We start from the raw sequence: 21,427 nt of genomic DNA, 5'->3' as shown, positions 1-21,427 counted from the left end.
ATCCCGAACTCAGCAGTGAAACGATGCATCGCCGATGGTAGTGTGGGGTTTCCCCATGTGAGAGTAGGTCATCGTCAAGATTAAATTCCAGAACCCCTGATTGCTAACGCAATCAGGGGTTTTGTTTTTGCGCGCAGGAAAGTGCTGGCTGTGCGGGGGCGACCTTACAGGCACCTTGTTCGGCTGCAGCTTGCTGCTATCCACTTGAAGCTTACTGCTGCTCTCACTGCTAAAGTCCCACCCTCGCTTGTGCATTTTCCAAGGAAGCCTCTATGCCGGACGCTACGTCCCTCAACGCTGGTTTTATGGTGGTCCAGAGCAACAGCCTGGATGAGCTGCGCAGCTTGGTGATCAGCGTCATGCGGCGTTACCCCCTGGCGCCCCTGGAAAATGAAATCGCCCTGGTGCAGAGCAACGGTATCGCCCAATGGTTGAAGCTGGCCCTGGCGGAAGACCCGCAGGACGACGACCTGGGAGGCTGCGGTATTGCCGCCGCCATTGATGTGCAACTGCCGGGCAGTTTTATGTGGCAGTTGTATCGCATGGTGCTGGGACGGGATGAAATTCCGCCCAAGTCCCTGCTGGATAAAGCCCCGCTGACCTGGCGCCTGATGCGCCTGTTGCCCGAGCTGATCGATCAGCCGCACTTCGAGCCCCTGCAACGCTTCCTGACCCACGACACCGACCTGCGTAAGCGCTACCAACTGGCGGAGCGCCTGGCGGACCTGTTTGACCAATATCAGGTGTACCGCGCCGACTGGCTGGAAGATTGGGCCGCAGGCCGGCATCAATTGCGTAATGGTCGAGGCGAGGCCAAGCCGCTGACCCCTGCCAACTGCTGGCAGGCCGAGTTGTGGCGAGCCTTGCTGCTGGATGTCGGGGCCGAAGGCATGGCCCAGAGTCGGGCCGGGGTTCACCAGCGCTTTATCGAGCGCATCAACCAGCTGGATGTCGCGCCCAAGGGCTTGCCGTCGCGAGTGATCGTGTTCGGGATTTCTTCGCTGCCGGCCCAGGCCCTGGAAGCCTTGGCGGGATTGGCGCGATTCAGCCAGGTGCTGCTTTGCGTGCACAACCCATGTCGTCACCATTGGGCCGACATCGTCGCCGATAAAGACCTGTTGCGGCATCAATACAAGCGCCAGGCGCGCAAGGCCGGCATGCCCGTTGCCCTCGACCCGCAAACCCTGCATCAGCATGCGCATCCGCTGCTGGCCGCCTGGGGCAAACAGGGCCGTGACTACATCAGCCTGCTCGACAGTTATGACGACCCCAGCAGCTACCGTGCGGCCTTTCGCGATGGGCGCATCGACCTGTTCAGCGAAAACCAGCCGCAGAACATGCTCAATCAATTGCAGGACGACATCCTCGAACTGCGCCCATTGAACGAGACCCGCGAACACTGGCCGGCGATCGATCTGACGCAGGATCAGTCGATCCGTTTTCACATTGCCCACAGCGCCCAGCGCGAGGTGGAAATCCTCCACGACCAGTTGCTCGCCCGCTTCAGTGCCGATCCCGACCTGCGCCCTCGTGATGTGATCGTGATGGTTCCGGACATCGACAGTTACGCCCCACATATCCGTGCGGTGTTCGGGCAGCTGGAGCGCGATGACCGACGCTTTATCCCCTTCACCCTGACCGACCAGGGCCAGCGCGGGCGCGACCCGTTGCTGATCGCCGTGGAGCACTTGCTGAAGCTGCCGGACAGCCGCTTCCCGGTCAGTGAGATTCTCGACCTGCTCGATGTTCCGGCCTTGCGTGCGCGTTTTGGCGTGGATGAAGCCGACCTGCCGACCCTGCACCGCTGGATCGAAGGCGCCGGCATCCGCTGGGGCATGAGCGCCGAGCAGCGTGCACAGCTGGGGCTGCCCGAGGAGCTGGAGCAAAACAGTTGGCGTTTCGGCCTGCGCCGCATGTTATTGGGCTACGCCGTGGGCCGCTCCGCCGCTTGCGATGGTATTGAACCCTACGACGAAATCGGCGGCCTGGACGCGGCGCTGATCGGCCCTCTGGTGGCGCTGCTCGACGCCTTGCAAGTGGCCTATGGGCAACTGACGGAGGCCGCGACGCCGCAGCAGTGGGGCGAGCGCCTGCAAGGGCTGATGCAGTTGTTCTTCCTGGCGGAGACCGAGCACGACGACTACCTGCTGAGCCAGCTGGAAGACCTACGGGAAACCTGGCTCGAGACCTGCCAGTCGGTCGGCCTGGAAGACGAGCTGCCCCTGACCGTGGTGCGCGAAGCCTGGTTGGCTGGGCTCGACCAGGGACGCCTGTCCCAGCGCTTTCTCGCCGGTGCGGTGAACTTCTGCACCCTGATGCCGATGCGTGCGATCCCTTTCAAGCTGGTGTGCCTGCTGGGCATGAACGATGGCGATTACCCGCGTGCCCAGCCGCCGCTGGATTTTGACCTGATGGGCAGCGACTACCGCCCCGGCGACCGTTCCCGCCGTGAAGACGACCGCTATCTGTTGCTCGAAGCCTTGCTCTCGGCGCGCAACCAGCTGTACGTCAGTTGGGTCGGGCGCAGCATTCGTGACAACAGCGAACGCCCGGCCTCGGTGCTGATCGGTCAGCTGCGCGACCACCTGGCCAGCGGCTGGTCCCTGGTCGATGAGGCGCCTCTGCTGGAAGGCATGACCCAGGAGCATCCGCTGCAACCTTTCAGCGCCCGCTATTTCCATGAGGGCGATGCGCTGTTCAGTTACGCCCGTGAGTGGCAACTGCTGCATCAGCAGCACGACCCGAAAACGGGTTCGGAACAACTGGCGCCCTACGTCCAGGAAGAACCCCTGAGCCTGGGGCAGTTGCAGGACTTTTTGCGCAACCCGGTGCGGCACTTTTTCAGCCAGCGGCTCAAGGTGTTCTTCGAAGCCCTGGAAGCCCCGTTGGCCGATGAAGAGCCTTTCGTCCTCGACGCTCTGCAACGCTACAGCCTCAGCGACAGCCTGCTGGAAGCTGCCCTCGGTGATACCGAGCACCCCGAGCAGGCCTTGCAGGCCCAGGCACAACGGCTGCAAGCCAGTGGCCTGTTGCCCATGGCCGGTTTTGGCGAGTGCCTGCAGCGCGAGCTGATCGAGCCGCTGCCGGACCTGTTGCAGCGCTACCAGCAATTGCTCAGCCTGTGGCCGACCCCGGTGACCAGCGCCTTGCCGGTCTCCCTGGAGCTTAAGGGCGTGCGCCTGGAGGGTTGGCTCAGCGGCCTGCATCAGCGCGGCGACGGCGGCCTGTTGTCGGTAACTGCCATCCCTAACAGCATCGGCTCGATCAAGACCCGCAAGTGGCACCGACTGATTCGGGTGTGGGTCAATCACCTGGTGGCCTGTGCCAGCGGCTACCCGTTAAGCACCGCGTTGGTGGCCAGTGACGACAGCCTGCTGTTGCCGGCCCTGGAGCAGCAAGCGGCGCTCGACAGCCTCGGCGAATTGCTGTTGGCCTGGCAGGCCGGGATGCGCCAGCCATTGCCGGTGGCGGTGAAAACCGCGTTCGCCTGGCTGGGCCAGAGCGACCCGCTCAAGGCCGAAGCCGCCGCGCGCAAAGCCTATGAAGGCGATGGCCAGACCACCGATGGCGAGCGCCGCGAGAGCCCGGCCCTGGCCCGGCAATTCGCCGATTACAACGCCCTGGTCGCCGACGAAAGTTTCAGCGGCTGGGCCGAGACACTCTATCGCCCGCTGCTCACCGCGCCCTGGCGTTCAGCCCTCAGCACGGAGGCCGATGCATGACCCAGCAAGTCCCCCTGGCCCTGGCCTTCCCGCTGCGTGGCAGCCAACTGATCGAGGCCAGCGCCGGCACCGGCAAGACCTTCACCATCTCCGCGCTGTACCTGCGCCTGGTGCTGGGCCACGGTGGCGAGCCGGCCGGTTTTGGCCGGGAGTTGCTGCCGCCGCAAATCCTCGTGGTGACCTTCACCGACGCCGCGACCAAGGAGCTGCGTGAGCGCATCCGCACGCGCCTGGCCGAGGCCGCACGGTTCTTCCGTGACGAGATCGCGGCCAGCGACAGCCTGATTGCCGACCTGCGCGGGCAGTTCGCTCCCGAGCACTGGGCCGCCTGCGCCAACCGCCTGGACATTGCCGCGCAATGGATGGACGAGGCGGCGGTCTCGACCATCCACAGCTGGTGCCAGCGCATGTTGCGCGAGCACGCGTTCGACAGCGGCAGCCTGTTCACCCAGACCCTGGAAACCGACCACAGCGACCTGCTGGGCGAAGTGCTGCGCGATTACTGGCGGCTGTTCTGCTACCCGATGCAGGGCGATGCGCTGAATTGGGTACGGGCCAACTGGGGCGGGCCGGCGGCGCTGCTGCCGCGAGTGCGGGCATTGTTTGGCAGCGAGCGCCGGGAGCCGCAAACCCAATCCCCCAGCGAGCTGATCGAAGCCTGCCTGCAGGAGCGTCGCGAGGCGCTGGTCGAGCTCAAGGCGCCCTGGGTGCAGTGGGCCGCCGAGTTGCGCGAGATCTGCCTGCAAGGCGTGGCCAGCAAGAGCGTCGATGGGCGCAAGATGCAGGCCCGGTACTTCGAGCCCTGGTTCGAAAAGATCAGCGCCTGGGCCCAGGATGAAAGTGCCGAGCAGTTGGACATCGGCACCGGCTTCAGCCGCCTGACCGCCGACGGCATGAGCGAGGCCTGGAAGGGCGAGGCTCCGCGCCACCCCGGGCTGGACGCCATGCCCCAGCTCAAGGCCAGCCTGGATGCTTTGCCCAGCCCGGATGCGGCGGTGCTGCAGCACGCGGCACAGTGGGTCGGGACGCGATTCGAGGAAGAGAAACGGCGGCGGGCCGAGATGGGCTTCGACGACATGCTGCTGCGCCTGGACGCGGCCTTGCAGGCAGACGGCGGCGAGCGCCTGGCAACCCTGATCCGCGAGCAATTTCCCGTAGCGCTGATCGATGAGTTCCAGGACACCGACCCGGTGCAGTACCGGATCTTCGAAAGCATCTACCGCATCGAGGACAACAATCCGGACACCGGCCTGTTCCTGATTGGCGACCCGAAGCAGGCGATCTACGCCTTTCGCGGCGCCGACATCTACACCTACCTGCGCGCGCGCCAGGCCACCAGTGGCCGCCTGCACACCCTGGGTACCAACTTCCGCTCCAGCCACGCCATGGTCAGTGCGGTTAATCATGTGTTTCAGCGTGCCGAACTGCGGGAGCAGGGCCATGGCGCCTTTCTCTTTCGCGAGCCGGATGGCGACAACCCGGTGCCCTTTCTGCCGGTGGAGTCCCAGGGGCGCAAGGAACAGTTGCTGATCGACGGCCAGGCCGTTACGGCGATGAATCTCTGGCACTTGTCGGCCGAACAGCCGTTGTCCGGGGTGGTGTATCGACAGCAATTGGCGGGTGCCTGCGCCAGCCAGATTGTCGAGTTGCTCAATGGCGGCCAGCAGGGCCGTAGCGGTTTTGCCCGGGACGGCCAGGCGCTGCGGGGCCTGCTGCCAGCGGATATCGCAATCCTGGTGCGCGACGGTAAAGAGGCCCAGGCCGTGCGCGCTGAATTGGCGGCCCGTGGCGTGCGTAGCGTGTACCTGTCGGACAAGGACTCGGTGTTCGCCGCCCAGGAAGCCCGTGACCTGCTGACCTGGCTCAAGGCCTGTGCCGAGCCGGACGTCGAACGCCCGCTGCGTGCGGCCCTGGCGTCGCTGACCCTGAACCTGCCCCTGGAGGAGCTGGAGCGGCTGAACCAGGACGAACTGGCCTGGGAAGCCCGGGTCATGCAGTTCCGTGGTTATCGGGCGATCTGGCGCACTCAGGGCGTGTTGCCGATGTTGCGCTGCCTGTTGCATGACTTTCAGCTGCCCCAGGCCCTGATCGCCCGCAGCGATGGCGAGCGGGTGCTGACCAACTTGCTGCACCTGTCTGAACTGTTGCAGCAAGCGGCGGCGGAGCTGGATGGTGAACAGGCGTTGATCCGTCACCTGGCCGAGCATCTGGCGTTGTCCGGGCAGGCCGGTGAAGAGCAGATCCTGCGCCTGGAAAGCGACGAGCAACTGGTCAAGGTGGTGACCATCCACAAGTCCAAGGGGCTGGAATACCCACTGGTGTTCCTGCCGTTTATCTGTTCGGCCAAACCGGTGGATGGCAGCCGCCTGCCGCTGCATTACCACGACGCCGCGGGCAAGGCCCAAGTGACGTTGCGCCCGACTCCCGAGCTGATTGCCCGCGCTGACGAGGAGCGTCTGGCTGAAGACCTGCGCCTGCTGTACGTGGCCCTGACCCGGGCGCAACACGCCTGCTGGCTGGGCGTCACCGACCTCAAGCGCGGCAGCAATAACAGCTCGGTGCTGCACCTCTCGGCCCTCGGCTATCTGCTGGGGGGCGGTGCGGTATTGAATGAATCCGCTGGCCTGAACCGCTGGCTGGACGATCTGCAGGAGGGCTGCGAGGCGCTCGGTGTCGAGCCCATGCCCGAGGCCTGCGACAACCGCTTTACCCCGCCGCGCAACGACGCCAGCCTGCTGGCGGTACTGCTGCCGAACCGACGTGCTGCGGAGAACTGGTGGATTGCTTCCTACAGTGCCCTGCGCATCAGCGACAGCCTGGGCGCTGGCACCGAGGCACCGGAAAACCCGCAGGCGCAAAAGCTGTTCGACGATGAACGACTCGACCCCGATGCGCCCCGTGAGGTCGCGGCCAGCGGCGGTGATATCCATCGTTTCCCGCGGGGGCCGAACCCGGGGACCTTTCTCCATGGCTTGCTGGAGTGGGCCGGGGAAGACGGGTTCGCCGCCGACCCCGAGGCCATCGAGGATGCCATCGCCCGGCGTTGCAATCGGCGTGGCTGGGAAGGCTGGATCCCGACCCTGAGCGACTGGATGCAGCACCTGTTGCAGGCGCCTCTGGCTGTCGGCGCGGGGCAACCGCCGGTGGTGCTCAGTCAACTGACCGAGTACCGGGTGGAGATGGAGTTCTGGTTTGCCAGCCACAAGGTCGACGTGCTCAAGCTCGATGAATTGGTGCGCCAGCACACCCACCACGGCGTGCCTCGGGTCACGGCCGAACCGGTGTTGCTCAACGGCATGTTCAAGGGGTTTATCGACCTGACGTTCGAACATCAGGGCCGTTATTACGTGGCCGACTACAAATCCAACTGGCTCGGCGTGGACGACGCGGCCTATACCGAGCAGGCCATGGAACAATCGATTCTCGACAACCGCTATGACCTGCAATACGTGCTCTACCTGCTGGCCCTGCACCGCCAGTTGCAGGCCCGCCTCACCGATTACGATTACGACCGGCACATGGGCGGCGCGCTCTACCTGTTTTTGCGCGGCACCCGTTCGGCCAGTCAGGGGCTGGTGTTTGCCCGGCCGCCACGGGAGCTGATCGAACGCCTGGACCGCATGTTCCAGGGCAAGCCCGAACTGCCGAAGGCTGAGCCCGCCTGGGAACAGGGAGTACTGCTATGAACGATGACCTGCTGACGCCCCTGGCGCCCGCGCCGCAACCCGACCTGGCGCCGCTGGCCCGTGCCGGCGACCTGATGCTGTTGCTCGATCGGTGGCTGGAGCGCGGCTGGCTGCGTGCCCTGGACAAGGCGTTTGTCGGCTTTCTGCATGAGCTGGAACCCGACGGCGACCCGCTGGTGCTGATGGCGGCGGCGTTGACCAGCCATCAGTTGGGCCACGGCCATGTGTGCCTGGACCTGTTCGAAACCCTCAAGGAGCCTGACTTCGCCCTGTCCCTGCCCCCCGAAGGCGACCTGCAGGGCGGTGCGCTGCTGCCGTCCCACGTGCTGGCCAGCCTCGACGGCGCTCACTGGTGCAAGGCCCTGGCGGCCAGTCGCCTGGTGGCACTGGCGGCCGATGGTGCCGAGGAGGCTCGGCAGCGGCCGTTGGTGTTGTCGGGCAAGCGCCTGTACCTGCGTCGCTACTGGGCCTATGAGCGCCGTATCGACCTGGCCCTGCGCCAGCGCCTGGCGCTGCAGGAGCCGACGCCTGTGGACCTGGCCGAACGCTTGAACGGCCTGTTCGGTCCGGCCAAGGCAGCGGGGCCGATCGATTGGCAGAAGCTTGCCTGCGCCCTGGCCACCCGGGGGGCGTTCAGCATCATCACCGGCGGCCCGGGCACCGGCAAGACCACCACCGTGGTGCGCTTGCTGGCCTTGCTCCAGGCGCCGGCGGTGGAGGCTGGCAAGCCGCTGCGGATTCGCTTGGCCGCGCCCACCGGCAAGGCCGCTGCGCGCCTGACCGAGTCCATCAGCCTGCAGGTGCGTTCCCTGGCCGTGGCCGACAGCGTGCGCGAGAAAATCCCCAGTGAAGTGACCACCGTGCACCGTTTGCTGGGCAATCGTCCGGGCACCCGGCACTTCCGGCATCACGCCGGTAATCGCCTGCCACTGGACGTGCTGGTGGTGGATGAAGCCTCGATGATCGACCTGGAAATGATGGCCAACCTGCTCGATGCCTTGCCGATGCATGCGCGGCTGGTGCTGCTGGGTGACAAGGACCAACTGGCCTCGGTGGAAGCCGGAGCGGTGCTTGGCGACTTGTGCCGCGATGCCGAAGCCGGCTGGTACAGCCCGGCGACCCGCGACTGGTTGCAGGCCATCAGCGGCGAAAACCTCGCCGCCAGCGGCTTGCAGGAAGACCACGGGCAGACCCATCCTCTGGCCCAGCAGGTGGTGATGCTGCGTCATTCCCGGCGCTTCGGCGAAGGCAGCGGCATCGGCCAGCTGGCGCGCTGGGTCAACCAGCAGCAGGCTGATGAGGCGCGGGGCCTGCTGGCGGCCCGCAGCCACGCCGACCTCTATGCCCTGAGCCTCAAGGGCGAGCAGGACCGTGCCCTGGAGCGCCTGCTGCTCGAAGGTCATGGCGACGGCCCGCAAGGCTACCGGCATTACCTGAGTCTGCTGCGCAGCCAGCGACCGCCGGCCGGCACCGCCCTTGAGGATCCGCTCTGGACCCGCTGGGCGCGGGACGTACTCAAGGCCTTCGACCAGTTTCAGTTGCTGTGTGCGGTGCGCAAGGGCCCGTGGGGCGTCGAGGGTTTGAACCTGCGGGTGACCAGTGCCTTGTTCAAGGCGCGGCTGATCGACAGCGAGCAGCAATGGTACGAAGGCCGTCCGGTGCTCATGACCCGCAACGACTATGGCCTGGGCCTGATGAACGGCGACATTGGCATTGCCCTGAAACTGCCCGAGCACGAGGGGCCGGAGGCCGGGCGCCTGGTGCTGCGTGTGGCCTTTCCGCGTAACGATGGCCAGGGCGGGGTGCGCTTTGTGCTGCCGAGCCGGCTCAATGATGTGGAAACCGTGTACGCCATGACCGTGCACAAATCCCAGGGCTCGGAGTTCGCCCACACCGCGCTGATATTGCCGGACGCCCTGAACCCGGTGCTGACCAAGGAACTGATCTACACCGGCATCACCCGCGCCAAGGACTGGTTCAGCCTGATCGAGCCCCGCGCCGGGGTGTTTGAAGAGGCCGTGCGGCGCAAGGTCAAGCGCCTCAGTGGCCTGATGCTAGAGCTGGGCTAGGCCCCGGGCGAGCAACCCGCCCCGTTACCCGGCACGGGTGCGTGGCGCCTCGCCTGGCGCTTCCAGGCCCATGAAGCGCCGGACCCGCTCGCCTGCGGCCTCCTGGCGGATCGCGCTCGGACTGGCGTCGAGCTGGATATGGCCGTCCTCCATAAAAATCACCCGGTCGGAAATCGACAGCGCAAAGTCCATCTCGTGGGTGACGATCAGCATGGTCATGCCTTCGCGGGCCAGGTCCTGGATCACATTCAACACGTCACCCACCAGCTCCGGGTCGAGGGCCGAGGTGGGCTCGTCAAACAGCATGATCGCCGGCTCCATGGCCAGGGCCCGGGCAATCGCGACTCGCTGCTGCTGGCCGCCGGACAACTGGTGCGGGTATTTGCGGGCGTGAGCCAGCAGGCCGACCTTGTCCAGCAGGGCGTAGGCCTGTTGCTCGCTCAGGCTCTGGCTGACGCCGTGGTAGCGCGGCGCCAGGGTGATGTTGTCGAGAATGCAGCGGTGCGGGAACAGGTTGAAGTTCTGGAACACCATGCCGATGTGGCGCACGCCGTCGCGCACCTGGGGGCTGTTGAGGTTGTCACCGGCGTTGATAAAGCTGTTGCCGAACAACACGATTTCACCCTGGTCGATGCGCTCCAGGCCGTTGACGGTACGGATCAATGAAGTCTTGCCGGAGCCGGAGGGGCCGATGATCGAGATCACCTGGCCGCTGGCGACCTGCAGGTCGATGCCCTTGAGCACCTGGTGGTCGCCGTAGCGCTTGTGGATGTTCTGCAACTGCAAGGCCGGTGGGCTGCCGGGACCGGGTTCCGCGCGCAGCTGGATGGGTTGCTGCCGGGTGTGGGCCTTGAGCCGGGCGACGCTGGCCGCGTCCAGGGTCTGGGGCTTGCGCAGGTTCAGATCCAGGTGTTGCTCCAGGCGCTGCAGCAGCCAGCCGAACACGCTGACGATCAGCACGTAATACACCGCCACGGCGGCCAGGGTTTCCATCACCAGGAAGTTCTGCGCGTACAGGCGCTGGCCGACGGTCAGCAACTCGGTGAGGGAGATCACCGAGATCAGCGAGGTCAGCTTGACCACGGTGATGTACTCATTGATCAGGGTGGGCAGGGAGATGCGAAAGGCCTGGGGGATGACGATCAGCCGTTGCAGGCCCAGCAGGCCTATGCCCAGCGCGCGGCCGGCTTCCTTCTGCCCCTTGGCCACCGAGATCAGGCCGCCGCGATGGATCTCCGCCATGTACGCCGCTTCCGTCACCACCAGGGCGAACAGCCCGGAGTAGAAGGGGTTGGACAGCACCGCGCCGGTAACGGGAAACAGCTGCGGCAGGTTGTAGACGAAGACCACCAGCACCAGCAGCGGGATGCTGCGGAAAAACCAGATATAGACCGCCGCCGGGGCTCGGATCCAGGGCGTGCTCGAGAGTTTGGCCGAGGCCAGGAGAAAGCCCAGCAGCATGCCGATAAACCAGGCCAGGGCGCTGAGCTGGACCACGGTGACGCAGGCGTGCCAGAAGCTGGGCAGGGAAAACAGGGAGAAAAAGTAGGACCAGTCGAATTGCATAACTACCTCAGCCGCTCGGATCGCAGGCTTCAAGACGGGCGCGGTGCCCTCGATCGCGGATCAGTCCGGAGCGCATCCTTGCGCGCCGCGCCGGTTACTCGGTCACCGGCTCCAGGTTGTATTTGCTGAGGATCGCCGCGTAGTCGCCGTTCTTGCGGCTCTCGGCAAAGGCTTCCTGCAGTGCCTTGTAGGTGGCGTCGTTGCCCTTCTTGACGAAGATGCCCAGGGTTTGCTGGTAGATCGGGTGCGCGGTGGTGACCACCACCCGCCCATTGGTGCGCTCGGCGATCATCTTCGCCGCGCCGGCGATTTCCACCTGGGCCTGGATGTTTTTCGAGAGCAGGGCCTGGGTCACTTCAGGGGCCGAGGGGTACTCGCTGACGCTGATCGCGCCCTTGTTGTTGGGCACGCAGTAGTCGCTGGAGAGTTTCTGCAACTGGCCGACCCAGGTGGTGCCCTGTTCGAGCCCGACTTTCAGGCCGCACAGGTCTTCCGGGGTCTGCGGGTTCAGGCCACTGTCCTTGGGCGCCATGATCGCCGCGCCGGTCTTGGCGTAGGCGATGGTCAGGGCCTGGGTCTGGCGCTCGGGGGTGATGTACATGCCGGAGATGATGGCGTCATAGCGCCCGGCGTTGAGGCCGAGGATCAGGCTGGGAAACTTGGTATCCACGAACTCGGCCTTGGCCTTGAGGTGCTTGGCCAGGGCGTGGGCCAGTTCCGGGTCGGAGCCGATCACGTTCTTGTCGCTGTCATAGGACTCGAACGGCGGGTAGGTGATTTCCATGCCGATCTTCAGCTGGCCCGGGGTGGCGGTGCTGGCCAGGGCAGTGCCGGCGGCGAGCAGGCCGGCGGTGAGCAGGGTCAGGCGCACGAGGTTGTTTTTGTTGAGCATGGGGTGGCACTCCAGGGGTGGGCGAAGGCAATCAGGACGGTTGGGGCTGGTGTTTCAGGTGACCGAAACTCGATGGCTTGCGGGCTTTGTCCGGCAAGCGGATCTCGCCGTTTTCCACGCGCCGGCGCAGGTACTGGTAGGTCTGCAAGGCCTGGCCGTACATGTGCTCGCCAATGGCGATCTGTTCGTACTCGGCGTTGGCCTTGGCGAATTGCGGCAGCGGTTTGATCTGGGTATGGAAGTCGCAGGCATAGAACAGCGGGAAGGCATAGCGCTCCTCGCTGACGCTGCGCACGCGGTGGGCGGTGGCGACAAAGGCGCCGGCGGTCATGACTTCGAGCATGTCGCCGATGTTCACCACAAAGGCGTCGGCGATCGGCGGTGCGTCGATCCATTGGCCCTGGTCGTTCATCACCTCCAGCCCGGGTTTATCGGCCATGAGGATGGTGAAGCACTCGTAGTCAGTGTGGGCGCCAATGCCCGGGGCATCCTGGGCCGTGTCGTCGAACGGGTAATGGATCAGCCGCAGCTTGGATGGCGGGCGAGTGACCAGAGCGTCGAAGTAGTCCTCCGCCAGGCCCAGGGCCAGGGCGAAGCCGCCGAACAGTCGTCGGCCGAGGGCGAACACCGCAGCGTAATAGGCCTGGGCCGCGTCCTTGAAACCCGGCAGTGGCGGCCAGTCGTTGGGGCCCAGCAGCGGAGTGTTGGCCAGCACCAGCGGGTCGTCGGCCGGCACTTCGAAGCCGATGTCGAAGGCCTCCTTGTGGTCCGGTTTGCCCTTGGCGTACACCTCTTCGCCTTCGGGCACGAAGCCCTTGTGACTCTGGGAGGTGCCGATGTAGTGCTGCATCTTGGCCGTCAGCGGCTGGGCGAAGTAGTCCCTGGCGGCCTGGCGCAGATCGGCAATCAGTTGCGGCGCGATGCCGTGGTGGGTGATGTAGAGAAACCCCACCTCGCTGGCGGCCGCGCCCAGTTGCTCGGCGACCGCCAGGCGATGCTCCAGCTCGACACTGAACAGGCCGGCGATATCCACCACCGGGATGCTGCTGAAGTTGGCCTTGGCGTGATTGGTTTTATCGGGCATGGCGCAAGCCCCTCATGGCTGGGTTGAGTGATGGAAGCGGTCGAAATGCTGGCGCTCGGTACGGGCCATCCACTGGTTCAGCGACCACAGGTCGGCCACCGGGACATTGGTGAAGGGCAGGTGATGCAGGTAGCCGTCGGCGCCGAATTCCGGGGTCAGGGTGCTGACCGGGTAACCCCGGCTTTGCTGCGAACGCCAGATGGCCTCCCAGTGCTGCTGGTGGAACGCCAGTTCGCGGGCGTACTCCGGGGCGCCGGGGTGGGGGACCTGCGGGCCCTGGTCATAGCCGACCCGGGCCTGGATGTGGTGCACGCGCTCGACGAACGGGCTGAGGTCGTCATGGGGGTCGTCCAGCAAGCGCTCGCAGGTGACGATCCAGTGGCTGATGTCGCTGGTGAAGCGCAGGTCGGGCAGTTGCCGGATCAGGTCCAGGGTCAGCCAGGGGTTGAACAGCGAGCGCGAACGGTGGGTTTCAAAGCTGCAGAACTGGCCGTGCTTGCGCCCCAGTTCCAGGGCCTGGCCAAAGAACTCCACCTGTTGCGCCAGGCTCCAGCGGTCATTGCCCGCCAGCACGTTGACGAAACGCGGCCCCAGTTCGGCGGCCCAGGCCAGTTTGCGATCAAGGTCCTGCAAGTGTTCTGCGGGCGCCGCCGATTGCTTGGGCAGCACCTCGTAGGCGCTGAACACGGTGCTGATATAGGGCAGGTGATTGGCGCGCAGAAAGGCGCCGAATTCGGTGCGATCGCGGGTTTCCAGGGGCAAGCGCGCTTCCATGCCGTCGAAGCCGGCGGCCAGCAGCTCGTCCAGGGCCTGGGCTTTGCTCGCGGTATAACCCCAGAGTGTGCGGAATATTTCCAGTTTCATCGGCGAACCTCAAAGATGCCTCGGGCTACTCAAAGCACCACGGCGGCGGTTGGCCGGCGCAATGCTGTGTACGGCAGTAGCAAAAGACATGCTTTGAGCCGGGTCTCTGTGGATCCGGTCTCGTCGGGTGCAGCGCGTGGGCTGCTCACTCTGGCGTCGATCTTAAGCAGCCGGCGCGGTCAGGAAGAATAGGCAGGTTCAAATCATTAGTTCAGTTTTTTCTAAACCAATAGCTGGCTATTCATGATGCCTGTCTCCCTGGCATTTCCATGGCTGTGCTATCGTTGCGGCATCATTTCATGACGATCAAAGAGAATCCCTGCATGAACGTGGCTGTCTGGACGACAGGACGCTTTGCTGGCTGGAGGCGGGTACTGCTGGCGGCTGTTATCTGTTCGCTGAATGCTGTCGCTTTCGCGCAAACAGAGCCTGCGCCCAGCCTGGCCGAGCAGCGGGCCCAGGCCGTGACCCAAGTGGTCCTGGGCATTCTCAGTTACGCACGCTGGCCGGTAGAACCGGCGCAACTGCGCTTATGTGTGGCCGGGCCCACCGAATACACCGACGACCTGGTCAAGGGCACCACTCAGGCCACCGGCCGCCCGGTGCTGGTGCGACGCCTGTTGGCGGACAGCCCGGCGCTGGCCACGGAATGCGATGCGGTGTACATCGGCAAGCTGAGCAACGAGGAGCGTGCCCGGCTGTTCACGTCCCTGAGCGGTCGTCCGGTCCTGAGCATCAGCGAGGGCGGTGACCAGTGCACCGTGGGCAGCCTGTTCTGCCTGCGGGTCAGTGACGACCAGGTGTCGTTCGAGGTCAATCTGGACTCGGTGGCCCGCAGTGGAGTACGCATCCACCCCAGCGTGCTGCAGCTCTCGCGTCGACGGCCGGCGGCGTCATGAATCTGTTCAAATCCGATACTCGTCCCACGCTACGCTCGGTCATTGGCCGCGGGCATTTGACCGTGGCCCTGTTGGCGATCTCCATGGCCAGCGTGTCGCTGACCCTGCTCGGGGTGCTGGCGCTGCGGGTGTACGCCGACCACAACCTGCACCTGATCGCGCGTTCGATCAACTACACGGTCGAGGCGGCCGTGGTGTTCAACGACAGTGCGGCGGCGACTGAAGCGCTGGCGCTGATCGCCTCGACCGAGGAAGTGGCCGATGCCCAGGTCCTGGATAAGAACGGCAAGCTGCTGGCCAGTTGGGAGCGCCCGGAAAGCGGGTTCCTGACCGATCTGGAGATGCAGATCGCCCGGACCTTCCTGGAAAAACCGATTTCCATGCCGATCCTGCACCAGGGGCGCGAAGTCGGCACGGTCAACCTGACCGGCCACGGCGGCAGCCTGATGCGCTTCCTGTTCAGCGGCCTGGTCGGCATCGTGCTGTGCACCGCCATCAGTGCCTGGGCCGCACTGTACCTGGCGCGGCGCCAGTTGCGAGGGATCACCGGCCCCTTGCGCAGCCTGGCCGAAGTGGCCCACGCCGCGCGTCGCGAACGGGCCTTCGACCAGCGGGTGCCGCCGGCGGAAATCGCCGAGCTGGACAACCTCGGCAACGACTTCAACGCCTTGCTCGATGAGCTGGAAGCCTGGCAGACGCACCTGCAGAGCGAAAACGAAAACCTCGCGCACCAGGCCAGTCATGACAGCCTGACCGGCCTGCCGAACCGAGCGTTTTTCGAGGGGCGGCTGATCCGTGCCCTGCGCGGTGCGAGCAAACTCAATGAGCGGGTGGCCGTGCTGTTTCTCGACAGCGACCGCTTCAAGAGCGTCAATGACAACTTCGGCCATGCCGCCGGTGACGCGGTGCTGATCGCCGTGGCCACGCGGATCCGCGCGCAGTTGCGCGAGGATGACCTGGTGGCGCGCCTGGGTGGGGACGAGTTCGCGATCCTGCTGACGCCGCTGCACCGGGTGGAGGATGCCCAGCGTATCGCCGACAAGATCATCGCCAGCATGGAAATGCCGATTCAGTTACCGGGAAACACTTCGATCCTGACTTCCCTCAGTATTGGCATCGCGGTCTACCCCGATCATGGCGCCACGCCGGGCGGCCTGCTCAATGCCGCTGACGCGGCGATGTACCAGGCCAAGCGCATGTCGCGTGGCGGCCAACACACCGTGGGGTCGGAGCACCCCGTCGTTCATGTTCAATCCAGGAGCTAATCCTTTGTTCTCGATGACTCAGCGTTCCTTACGCTTTTTTTCCGCAATCATGCTGTTGGCCGTATTGGGCCTGACCGGCTGCCAGAGCGTGCCCCCCAAGGGCTTGACCCCGCAGCAGATAGCCGTGCTCAAGCACGAAGGGTTTGAACTGACCGATGAGGGCTGGGCCTTTGGCCTGTCGGGCAAGGTGCTGTTTGGCAGCGATGTCGAATCCCTGAACCCGGCCAGCACCGAGATCGTCGAGCGCATCGGCAAGGCCCTGTTGGGGGTGAACATCCAGAAGGTCCGGGTCGATGGCCACACCGACGCGTCGGGCAAGGAAAGCTACAACGAACAACTCTCGCTGCGCCGAGCGAAAAGCGTGGCCAAGGTCCTGACCCAGGTCGGCATGCGTGAAGAGAACGTGCAACTGCGCGGCCTGGGCAGCAGCGAGCCGGTGGCCTCCAACAGCACCGCCGCCGGGCGTACGGAAAACCGTCGGGTGTCGATCGTGGTCATCGCCGACTAGTGACCCGGCCTGCCTGGGTGGCAGGCCGGCCAGTCCGGTTTCAAGGGGCTGCTGGCGCTGCCGCCGGGGCGTCCTTGGGGTCGAGGTTGACCATCAGGTGCTTGGTCGCGTTTCTGATCATCGGGCCCAGCACCAGGTTGCTGCCGATCATCACCACCACCGCCGCCAGCACCAGGCCGTCCGATTGCACCAGGCCGAGAAAGGTCCCGCCGAACACGCTGACCGCCAGCAAGCCACTGATCATCATGGCCAGCATCATGGGCTTGGCCGGGTTGTCGAAACCCAGGAAGCGCTGCTTCTCTTCAGCCGATATCACCAGCTCGACCTTGCAGCCTTTGCACGGGATGGGCTGATCTTCGCGCAGCATGACCTGCTGCTTCTTGCCGATGGGGAATTCCTTTTCGCAGGCGTTGCAGTGCACTTTCATGCCGATGATAGTTGCGGGGGACGAACTCATCTTGATCCTTAAGATTGGGTGGGGCTGCCGCTGAACGGCGGCCATTGGTTGCGTGTTTGCGCGAGGCTCAGGGCATGGGTTACCCGGCGGGTCGCCAATGCCGCCAGGCAGGTTGGGGCTGATCTCGGTCATGCCGCTGGAAACCGCGGGCCAATCCCTGGAACCCCATCTGAAGGGGCTGCCGTAACCGACCAAGTCATAGACTTCGCTTTCGCCCATCACCTGGCCGTTGCGCGGGTCGTTCAAGTGGCAAGCCGCGCAGTCTACCTGCAGGCGTCAATCGGCAAAACGCATTTCCCGCGAGTCGCCCATCAACAGCGGCTGATTCTGTTCGGTCACCTCACGGATGTAGTCCCACAACAGGGTGATGCGCTTGAGCTTGCGCAGGTCTTCGCGGCAGTACATCCAGAACTGGCGGGTGATGTTGATCTCTTCGGGCAGCACCGGCAGCAGCCGTGGGTCCTGGGCGGCGAGGAAGCAGGGCAGGATCGCCAGTGAGCGCCCTTGCTGCGCCGCCACGTATTGAGCGATCACGCTGGTGCTGCGCAGGTTGGCGCTGGCGCCGGGCACGACATTGGCCAGGTACAGCAGCTCGGAACTGAAGGCCAGGTCGTCGACGTAACTGATGAACGAGTGCTCGCTGAGGTCTGCCGGGCGGCGGATCGGCGCGTGCTGGTCGAGGTAGTCCTGGGTGGCGTAGAGCTGCAGGCGGTAGTCGCACAGTTTGCAGCAGACGTAGGGACCGTGCTCCGGGCGTTCGAGGGCGATAACGATGTCGGCTTCGCGCTTGGACAGGCTGATGAAGTGCGGCAGGGGCAGGATATCCACCGAGATCGCGGGGTAGGCGTCGACGAAGTGGCTCAACTGCGGGGTGATGAAGAAGCTGCCGAAACCCTCGGTGCAGCCCATGCGCACATGGCCGGACAAGGCCACGCCGGAGCCCGACACCTGCTCGCAGGCCATGTGCAGGGTGCTTTCAATCGACTCGGCATACCCCAGCAGGCGCTGGCCCTCGGCGGTCAGGATAAAGCCGTTGGTGCGGGACTTTTCGAACAGCAGGGTGCCCAGCGCGCCTTCCAGCGAACTGATGCGCCGCGACACCGTGGTGTAGTCCACCGCCAGGCGCTTGGCCGCACTGCTGGCCTTGCGGGTACGGGCCACTTCGAGAAAAAACTTCAGATCATCCCAGTTCAGGGCACCCAGGGAGGTGATGTTTTTTTGCATGATAGACCGGCTTTTATGTGCGTTCTTATTAGTAATTTGCACATCTATACTCCAAAAACAGTCCGATCACCAATTCGCGACGCACGCCTCATCTCAAGGCGACCTACGCCTTGGCTCTCTTGCATAACTACAAGATCTGGAGACCACCAATGAACGCATCGCTCACGTCTGCCGACACCGCTGTGCAACAGGCCAAACTGTTGATCGACGGCGAATGGGTCGAGTCCAAGACCACCCACTGGCAAGACATCGTCAACCCGGCCACCCAGCAAGTGCTGGCCAAAGTGCCGTTTGCCACCCCTGAAGAAGTCAACGCCGCCATCGACGCTGCCCATCGCGCCTTCCAGACCTGGAAGCTGACCCCGATCGGCGCGCGCATGCGCATCATGCTCAAGCTGCAAGCCCTGATTCGTGAACATTCCAAGCGTATCGCGGTGGTCCTGAGCGCCGAGCAGGGCAAGACCATTGCCGACGCCGAGGGCGATATTTTCCGTGGCCTGGAAGTGGTCGAGCACGCCTGCTCGATCGGCACCCTGCAGATGGGTGAGTTCGCCGAGAACGTCGCCGGCGGGGTCGATACCTACACCTTGCGCCAGCCGATCGGCGTCTGCGCCGGCATTACCCCGTTCAACTTCCCGGCGATGATTCCGCTGTGGATGTTCCCGATGGCCATCGCCTGCGGCAACACCTTCGTTCTCAAGCCATCCGAGCAGGATCCGCTGTCGACCCTGCTGCTGGTGGAGCTGGCGCTCGAGGCCGGGGTTCCGGCCGGCGTGCTCAACGTGGTGCACGGTGGCAAGGACGTGGTGGATGCGTTGTGCACCCACAAGGACATCAAGGCCGTGTCGTTCGTCGGCTCGACCGCCGTGGGCACCCATGTGTACGACCTCGCCGGCAAACATGGCAAGCGCGTGCAATCGATGATGGGCGCGAAAAACCATGCCGTGGTGCTGCCTGACGCCAATCGCGAGCAGACCCTCAATGCCCTGGTCGGCGCCGGTTTCGGTGCCGCCGGCCAGCGTTGCATGGCGACCTCGGTAGTGGTGCTGGTAGGCGCGGCCAAGCAATGGCTGCCGGACCTCAAGGCCCTGGCCCTGAAGCTCAAGGTCAATGCCGGCAGCGAGCCGGGCACCGATGTCGGGCCGGTGGTGTCGAAAAAGGCCAAGGCGCGCATTCTCGAGCTGATCGAAAGCGGCGTGAAAGAGGGCGCCACCCTGGAGCTGGACGGTCGCCAGATCAAGGTCCCGGGTTTCGAGCAGGGCAACTTTATCGGCCCGACCCTGTTCTCCGGGGTCACCACTGACATGCAGATCTACACCCAGGAAATCTTCGGCCCGGTGCTGGTGGTGCTGGAGGTCGACACCCTGGATCAGGCCATCGCCCTGGTCAACGCCAACCCCTTCGGCAACGGCACCGGCCTGTTCACCCAGAGCGGTGCGGCGGCGCGCAAGTTCCAGAGCGAAATCGACGTTGGCCAGGTCGGGATCAACATTCCGATTCCGGTGCCGGTGCCGTTCTTCAGCTTCACTGGTTCCCGCGGTTCCAAGCTCGGAGACCTGGGCCCGTACGGCAAGCAAGTGGTGCAGTTCTACACGCAGACCAAGACCGTCACCAGCCGCTGGTTCGACGATGACAGTGTCAATGACGGTGTGAACACCACCATCAACTTGCGTTAAGGAGTCGGCCATGAAGATTGCATTTATCGGTCTGGGCAACATGGGCGCGCCGATGGCGCGCAACCTGATCAAGGCCGGCCACGCGCTGAACCTGTTCGACCTGAACCAGACGGTGCTGGCGGAACTGGCGGCCCTGGGCGGCAGCATCAGCGCCTCGCCACGCGCCGCCGCCGAGGGCAGCGAGCTGGTGATCACCATGCTCCCGGCCGCCGCCCATGTACGCAGCGTGTGGTTGGGCGAAGACGGTGTACTGGCGGGTATCGCCCGCGGCGTGCCGGCCGTGGATTGCAGCACCATCGACCCGCAGACCGCCCGTGAAGTGGCGGCGGCCGCGGCCCGGCAGGGCGTGGCCATGGCCGACGCTCCGGTGTCCGGCGGTACCGGCGGGGCCCAGGCCGGGACCCTGACCTTTATGGTCGGGGCCAATGCCGAGCTGTTCGCCACCCTGCAGCCGGTGCTGGCGCAGATGGGGCGCAACATTGTGCATTGCGGTGAAGTCGGGACCGGGCAGATTGCCAAGATCTGCAACAACCTGCTGCTGGGCATCTCGATGATCGGCGTCAGTGAAGCCATGGCTCTGGGCGATGCGCTGGGGATCGATACCCAGGTGCTGGCGGGAATCATCAACAGCTCGACTGGCCGTTGCTGGAGCTCCGACACCTACAACCCGTGGCCGGGAGTGATTGAAACCGCCCCGGCATCGCGCGGCTACACCGGTGGTTTCGGTGCCGAACTGATGCTCAAGGACCTGGGGCTGGCCACCGAGGCGGCACGCCAGGCGCACCAGCCGGTGGTTCTTGGCGCGGTGGCCCAGCAGTTGTACCAGGCCATGAGTCAGCGCGGTGAAGGTGGCAAGGACTTCTCGGCGATCATCAACAGCTATCGCAAGCCCCAGTAGACGGGGCGTTTCCGAGGGCCCGCGTCGGGCGCGCCCTCGGCTTTTTGCTCAGGCGAAAACGAAGTACTTGCGCACCGTCTCCACCACTTCCCAGGTGCCTTTCATCCCCGGCTCGACCACGAAAATATCACCCGCGCGCAAGTGGATCGGCGCCATGCCGTCCGGGGTGATCACGCAGTAGCCTTCCTGGAAATGGCAGTACTCCCACTTCACATACTCCACGTACCATTTGCCCGGCGTGCAGATCCAGGTGCCCATGATCTTGCTGCCGTCCTCGCTGGTGTAGGCGTTGAGGTTGACGGTGTGCGGGTCACCTTCGAGCTTTTCCCACTTGCAGGCGTCGAGTACCGGTAGTGGGTGCGTGTCGCGCAGAACGGTGATGGGCTGGTTCATGTGGGGCTCCTGGTGATGTGGCAGAACTGAAGCAGCACCCTATAGCGCCCGGCCTGCGGCCAGTTGTCTGAACTCGACATCGGGGTACCCAGAAGCGCAGCCCGGGAGCAGGTCGGCCCAGCGCCGCGAGGTCATTGATATTTCCGCGTGTGAAATGGCCTTTTCGTAGAAGAATTTGCGAAAGATCCGAGCGATGCCGAAGTATTTTGCAAGAATCTACACAG

At 64.6% G+C, this 21,427-nt stretch carries 15 protein-coding genes and 1 rRNA gene; 9 read left to right on the top strand and 7 right to left on the bottom strand.

From position 1 onward, the window contains the following. The 4 genes from rrf to recD all read left to right on the top strand — a co-directional run. Nucleotides 1–80, top strand: a 5S ribosomal RNA gene (rrf, locus tag MF4836_RS36310); the annotation flags it as partial. Between the two features lie 192 nt (nucleotides 81–272). Beyond that, complete coding sequence (gene recC, locus MF4836_RS34085) at nucleotides 273–3,722, top strand: exodeoxyribonuclease V subunit gamma (RefSeq protein WP_078474069.1); 3,450 nt, start codon at nucleotides 273–275, stop codon at nucleotides 3,720–3,722. Then, nucleotides 3,719–7,408 carry an exodeoxyribonuclease V subunit beta gene (gene recB, locus MF4836_RS34080; RefSeq protein WP_078474068.1) on the top strand — a complete coding sequence of 1,230 codons (3,690 nt, stop codon included), beginning with the start codon at nucleotides 3,719–3,721 and terminating at the stop codon, nucleotides 7,406–7,408. Before recC ends, recB begins: the two co-directional genes overlap by 4 nt. Beyond that, nucleotides 7,405–9,477, top strand: a complete 2,073-nt coding sequence (recD, locus tag MF4836_RS34075; RefSeq protein ID WP_078474067.1) for an exodeoxyribonuclease V subunit alpha — start codon at nucleotides 7,405–7,407, stop codon at nucleotides 9,475–9,477. The genes recB and recD overlap by 4 nt, the downstream gene beginning before the upstream one ends. A 24-nt stretch (nucleotides 9,478–9,501) precedes the next feature. Here recD and MF4836_RS34070 read toward each other — a convergent pair whose 3' ends face one another. The 4 genes from MF4836_RS34070 to MF4836_RS34055 all read right to left on the bottom strand — a co-directional run bounded on the left by MF4836_RS34070 (nucleotide 9,502) and on the right by MF4836_RS34055 (nucleotide 13,883). After that, complete coding sequence (locus MF4836_RS34070) at nucleotides 9,502–11,043, bottom strand: amino acid ABC transporter permease/ATP-binding protein (RefSeq protein ID WP_078474066.1); 1,542 nt, start codon at nucleotides 11,041–11,043, stop codon at nucleotides 9,502–9,504. A gap of 94 nt (nucleotides 11,044–11,137) precedes the next feature. After that, nucleotides 11,138–11,935 carry an ABC transporter substrate-binding protein gene (locus MF4836_RS34065; protein ID WP_078474065.1) on the bottom strand — a complete coding sequence of 266 codons (798 nt, stop codon included), beginning with the start codon at nucleotides 11,933–11,935 and terminating at the stop codon, nucleotides 11,138–11,140. A 31-nt stretch (nucleotides 11,936–11,966) separates the two neighbouring features. Continuing rightward, the gene (locus MF4836_RS34060) at nucleotides 11,967–13,019 is read right to left on the bottom strand and encodes an isopenicillin N synthase family dioxygenase (RefSeq protein WP_078474064.1); all 1,053 of its coding nucleotides are present in this window, start codon (nucleotides 13,017–13,019) and stop codon (nucleotides 11,967–11,969) included. Between the two features lie 12 nt (nucleotides 13,020–13,031). Then, nucleotides 13,032–13,883 carry a sugar phosphate isomerase/epimerase family protein gene (locus MF4836_RS34055; protein ID WP_078474063.1) on the bottom strand — a complete coding sequence of 284 codons (852 nt, stop codon included), beginning with the start codon at nucleotides 13,881–13,883 and terminating at the stop codon, nucleotides 13,032–13,034. 323 nt (nucleotides 13,884–14,206) lie between these two features. Between MF4836_RS34055 and MF4836_RS34050 the strand changes: the two genes are divergently transcribed. The 3 genes from MF4836_RS34050 to MF4836_RS34040 are packed head-to-tail and all read left to right on the top strand — an operon-like array spanning nucleotide 14,207 to nucleotide 16,555. Then, nucleotides 14,207–14,782: a YfiR family protein gene (locus tag MF4836_RS34050; protein WP_078474062.1), complete on the top strand. Its 576-nt coding sequence runs from the start codon at nucleotides 14,207–14,209 to the stop codon at nucleotides 14,780–14,782. Beyond that, nucleotides 14,779–16,047, top strand: coding sequence for a diguanylate cyclase domain-containing protein (locus tag MF4836_RS34045; RefSeq protein WP_078474061.1), 1,269 nt, complete (start codon nucleotides 14,779–14,781; stop codon nucleotides 16,045–16,047). Before MF4836_RS34050 ends, MF4836_RS34045 begins: the two co-directional genes overlap by 4 nt. Before the next feature lie 13 nt (nucleotides 16,048–16,060). Then, nucleotides 16,061–16,555 (top strand): OmpA family protein, encoded by a 495-nt coding sequence (locus MF4836_RS34040; RefSeq protein ID WP_178103009.1) that lies wholly within the window; start codon nucleotides 16,061–16,063, stop codon nucleotides 16,553–16,555. Between the two features lie 40 nt (nucleotides 16,556–16,595). Here MF4836_RS34040 and MF4836_RS34035 read toward each other — a convergent pair whose 3' ends face one another. Next, nucleotides 16,596–17,012 carry a hypothetical protein gene (locus MF4836_RS34035; RefSeq protein WP_153050298.1) on the bottom strand — a complete coding sequence of 139 codons (417 nt, stop codon included), beginning with the start codon at nucleotides 17,010–17,012 and terminating at the stop codon, nucleotides 16,596–16,598. Between the two features lie 276 nt (nucleotides 17,013–17,288). Further along, nucleotides 17,289–18,236 carry a LysR family transcriptional regulator gene (locus MF4836_RS34030; RefSeq protein ID WP_020297064.1) on the bottom strand — a complete coding sequence of 316 codons (948 nt, stop codon included), beginning with the start codon at nucleotides 18,234–18,236 and terminating at the stop codon, nucleotides 17,289–17,291. Nucleotides 18,237–18,385: 149 nt separating this feature from the next. Here MF4836_RS34030 and MF4836_RS34025 point away from each other — a divergent pair, with 149 nt between their 5' ends. Continuing rightward, nucleotides 18,386–19,912, top strand: coding sequence for a CoA-acylating methylmalonate-semialdehyde dehydrogenase (locus MF4836_RS34025; protein WP_078474058.1), 1,527 nt, complete (start codon nucleotides 18,386–18,388; stop codon nucleotides 19,910–19,912). A gap of 10 nt (nucleotides 19,913–19,922) precedes the next feature. Beyond that, nucleotides 19,923–20,810 (top strand): 3-hydroxyisobutyrate dehydrogenase, encoded by an 888-nt coding sequence (gene mmsB / locus MF4836_RS34020; RefSeq protein WP_078474057.1) that lies wholly within the window; start codon nucleotides 19,923–19,925, stop codon nucleotides 20,808–20,810. A gap of 48 nt (nucleotides 20,811–20,858) precedes the next feature. Here mmsB and MF4836_RS34015 read toward each other — a convergent pair whose 3' ends face one another. Further along, entirely contained in the window at nucleotides 20,859–21,203 is a 345-nt protein-coding gene (locus tag MF4836_RS34015) for a cupin domain-containing protein (RefSeq protein ID WP_078474056.1), read from the bottom strand. Nucleotides 21,204–21,427: the final 224 nt, after the last annotated feature.

It is taken from the genome of Pseudomonas sp. MF4836 (genome assembly GCF_002018875.1).
Taxonomy (GTDB): domain Bacteria; phylum Pseudomonadota; class Gammaproteobacteria; order Pseudomonadales; family Pseudomonadaceae; genus Aquipseudomonas.
The sequence above is the reverse complement of the archived record's forward strand: the minus strand, read 5'-3'. Positions and strand labels throughout refer to the sequence as shown.

Bases quoted from the DNA above. Each gene is read 5' to 3' on its own strand.
- MF4836_RS34025 (WP_078474058.1), top strand. From the start codon at position 18,386: ATGAACGCATCGCTCACGTCTGCCGACACCGCTGTGCAACAGGCCAAA.
- MF4836_RS34070 (WP_078474066.1), bottom strand. From the start codon at position 11,043: ATGCAATTCGACTGGTCCTACTTTTTCTCCCTGTTTTCCCTGCCCAGC.
- MF4836_RS34045 (WP_078474061.1), top strand. From the start codon at position 14,779: ATGAATCTGTTCAAATCCGATACTCGTCCCACGCTACGCTCGGTCATT.
- recC (WP_078474069.1), top strand. From the start codon at position 273: ATGCCGGACGCTACGTCCCTCAACGCTGGTTTTATGGTGGTCCAGAGC.
- MF4836_RS34060 (WP_078474064.1), bottom strand. From the start codon at position 13,019: ATGCCCGATAAAACCAATCACGCCAAGGCCAACTTCAGCAGCATCCCG.
- recD (WP_078474067.1), top strand. From the start codon at position 7,405: ATGAACGATGACCTGCTGACGCCCCTGGCGCCCGCGCCGCAACCCGAC.
- MF4836_RS34040 (WP_178103009.1), top strand. From the start codon at position 16,061: ATGACTCAGCGTTCCTTACGCTTTTTTTCCGCAATCATGCTGTTGGCC.
- mmsB (WP_078474057.1), top strand. From the start codon at position 19,923: ATGAAGATTGCATTTATCGGTCTGGGCAACATGGGCGCGCCGATGGCG.
- MF4836_RS34035 (WP_153050298.1), bottom strand. From the start codon at position 17,012: ATGAGTTCGTCCCCCGCAACTATCATCGGCATGAAAGTGCACTGCAAC.
- MF4836_RS34015 (WP_078474056.1), bottom strand. From the start codon at position 21,203: ATGAACCAGCCCATCACCGTTCTGCGCGACACGCACCCACTACCGGTA.
- MF4836_RS34065 (WP_078474065.1), bottom strand. From the start codon at position 11,935: ATGCTCAACAAAAACAACCTCGTGCGCCTGACCCTGCTCACCGCCGGC.
- MF4836_RS34055 (WP_078474063.1), bottom strand. From the start codon at position 13,883: ATGAAACTGGAAATATTCCGCACACTCTGGGGTTATACCGCGAGCAAA.
- recB (WP_078474068.1), top strand. From the start codon at position 3,719: ATGACCCAGCAAGTCCCCCTGGCCCTGGCCTTCCCGCTGCGTGGCAGC.
- MF4836_RS34050 (WP_078474062.1), top strand. From the start codon at position 14,207: ATGAACGTGGCTGTCTGGACGACAGGACGCTTTGCTGGCTGGAGGCGG.
- MF4836_RS34030 (WP_020297064.1), bottom strand. From the start codon at position 18,236: ATGCAAAAAAACATCACCTCCCTGGGTGCCCTGAACTGGGATGATCTG.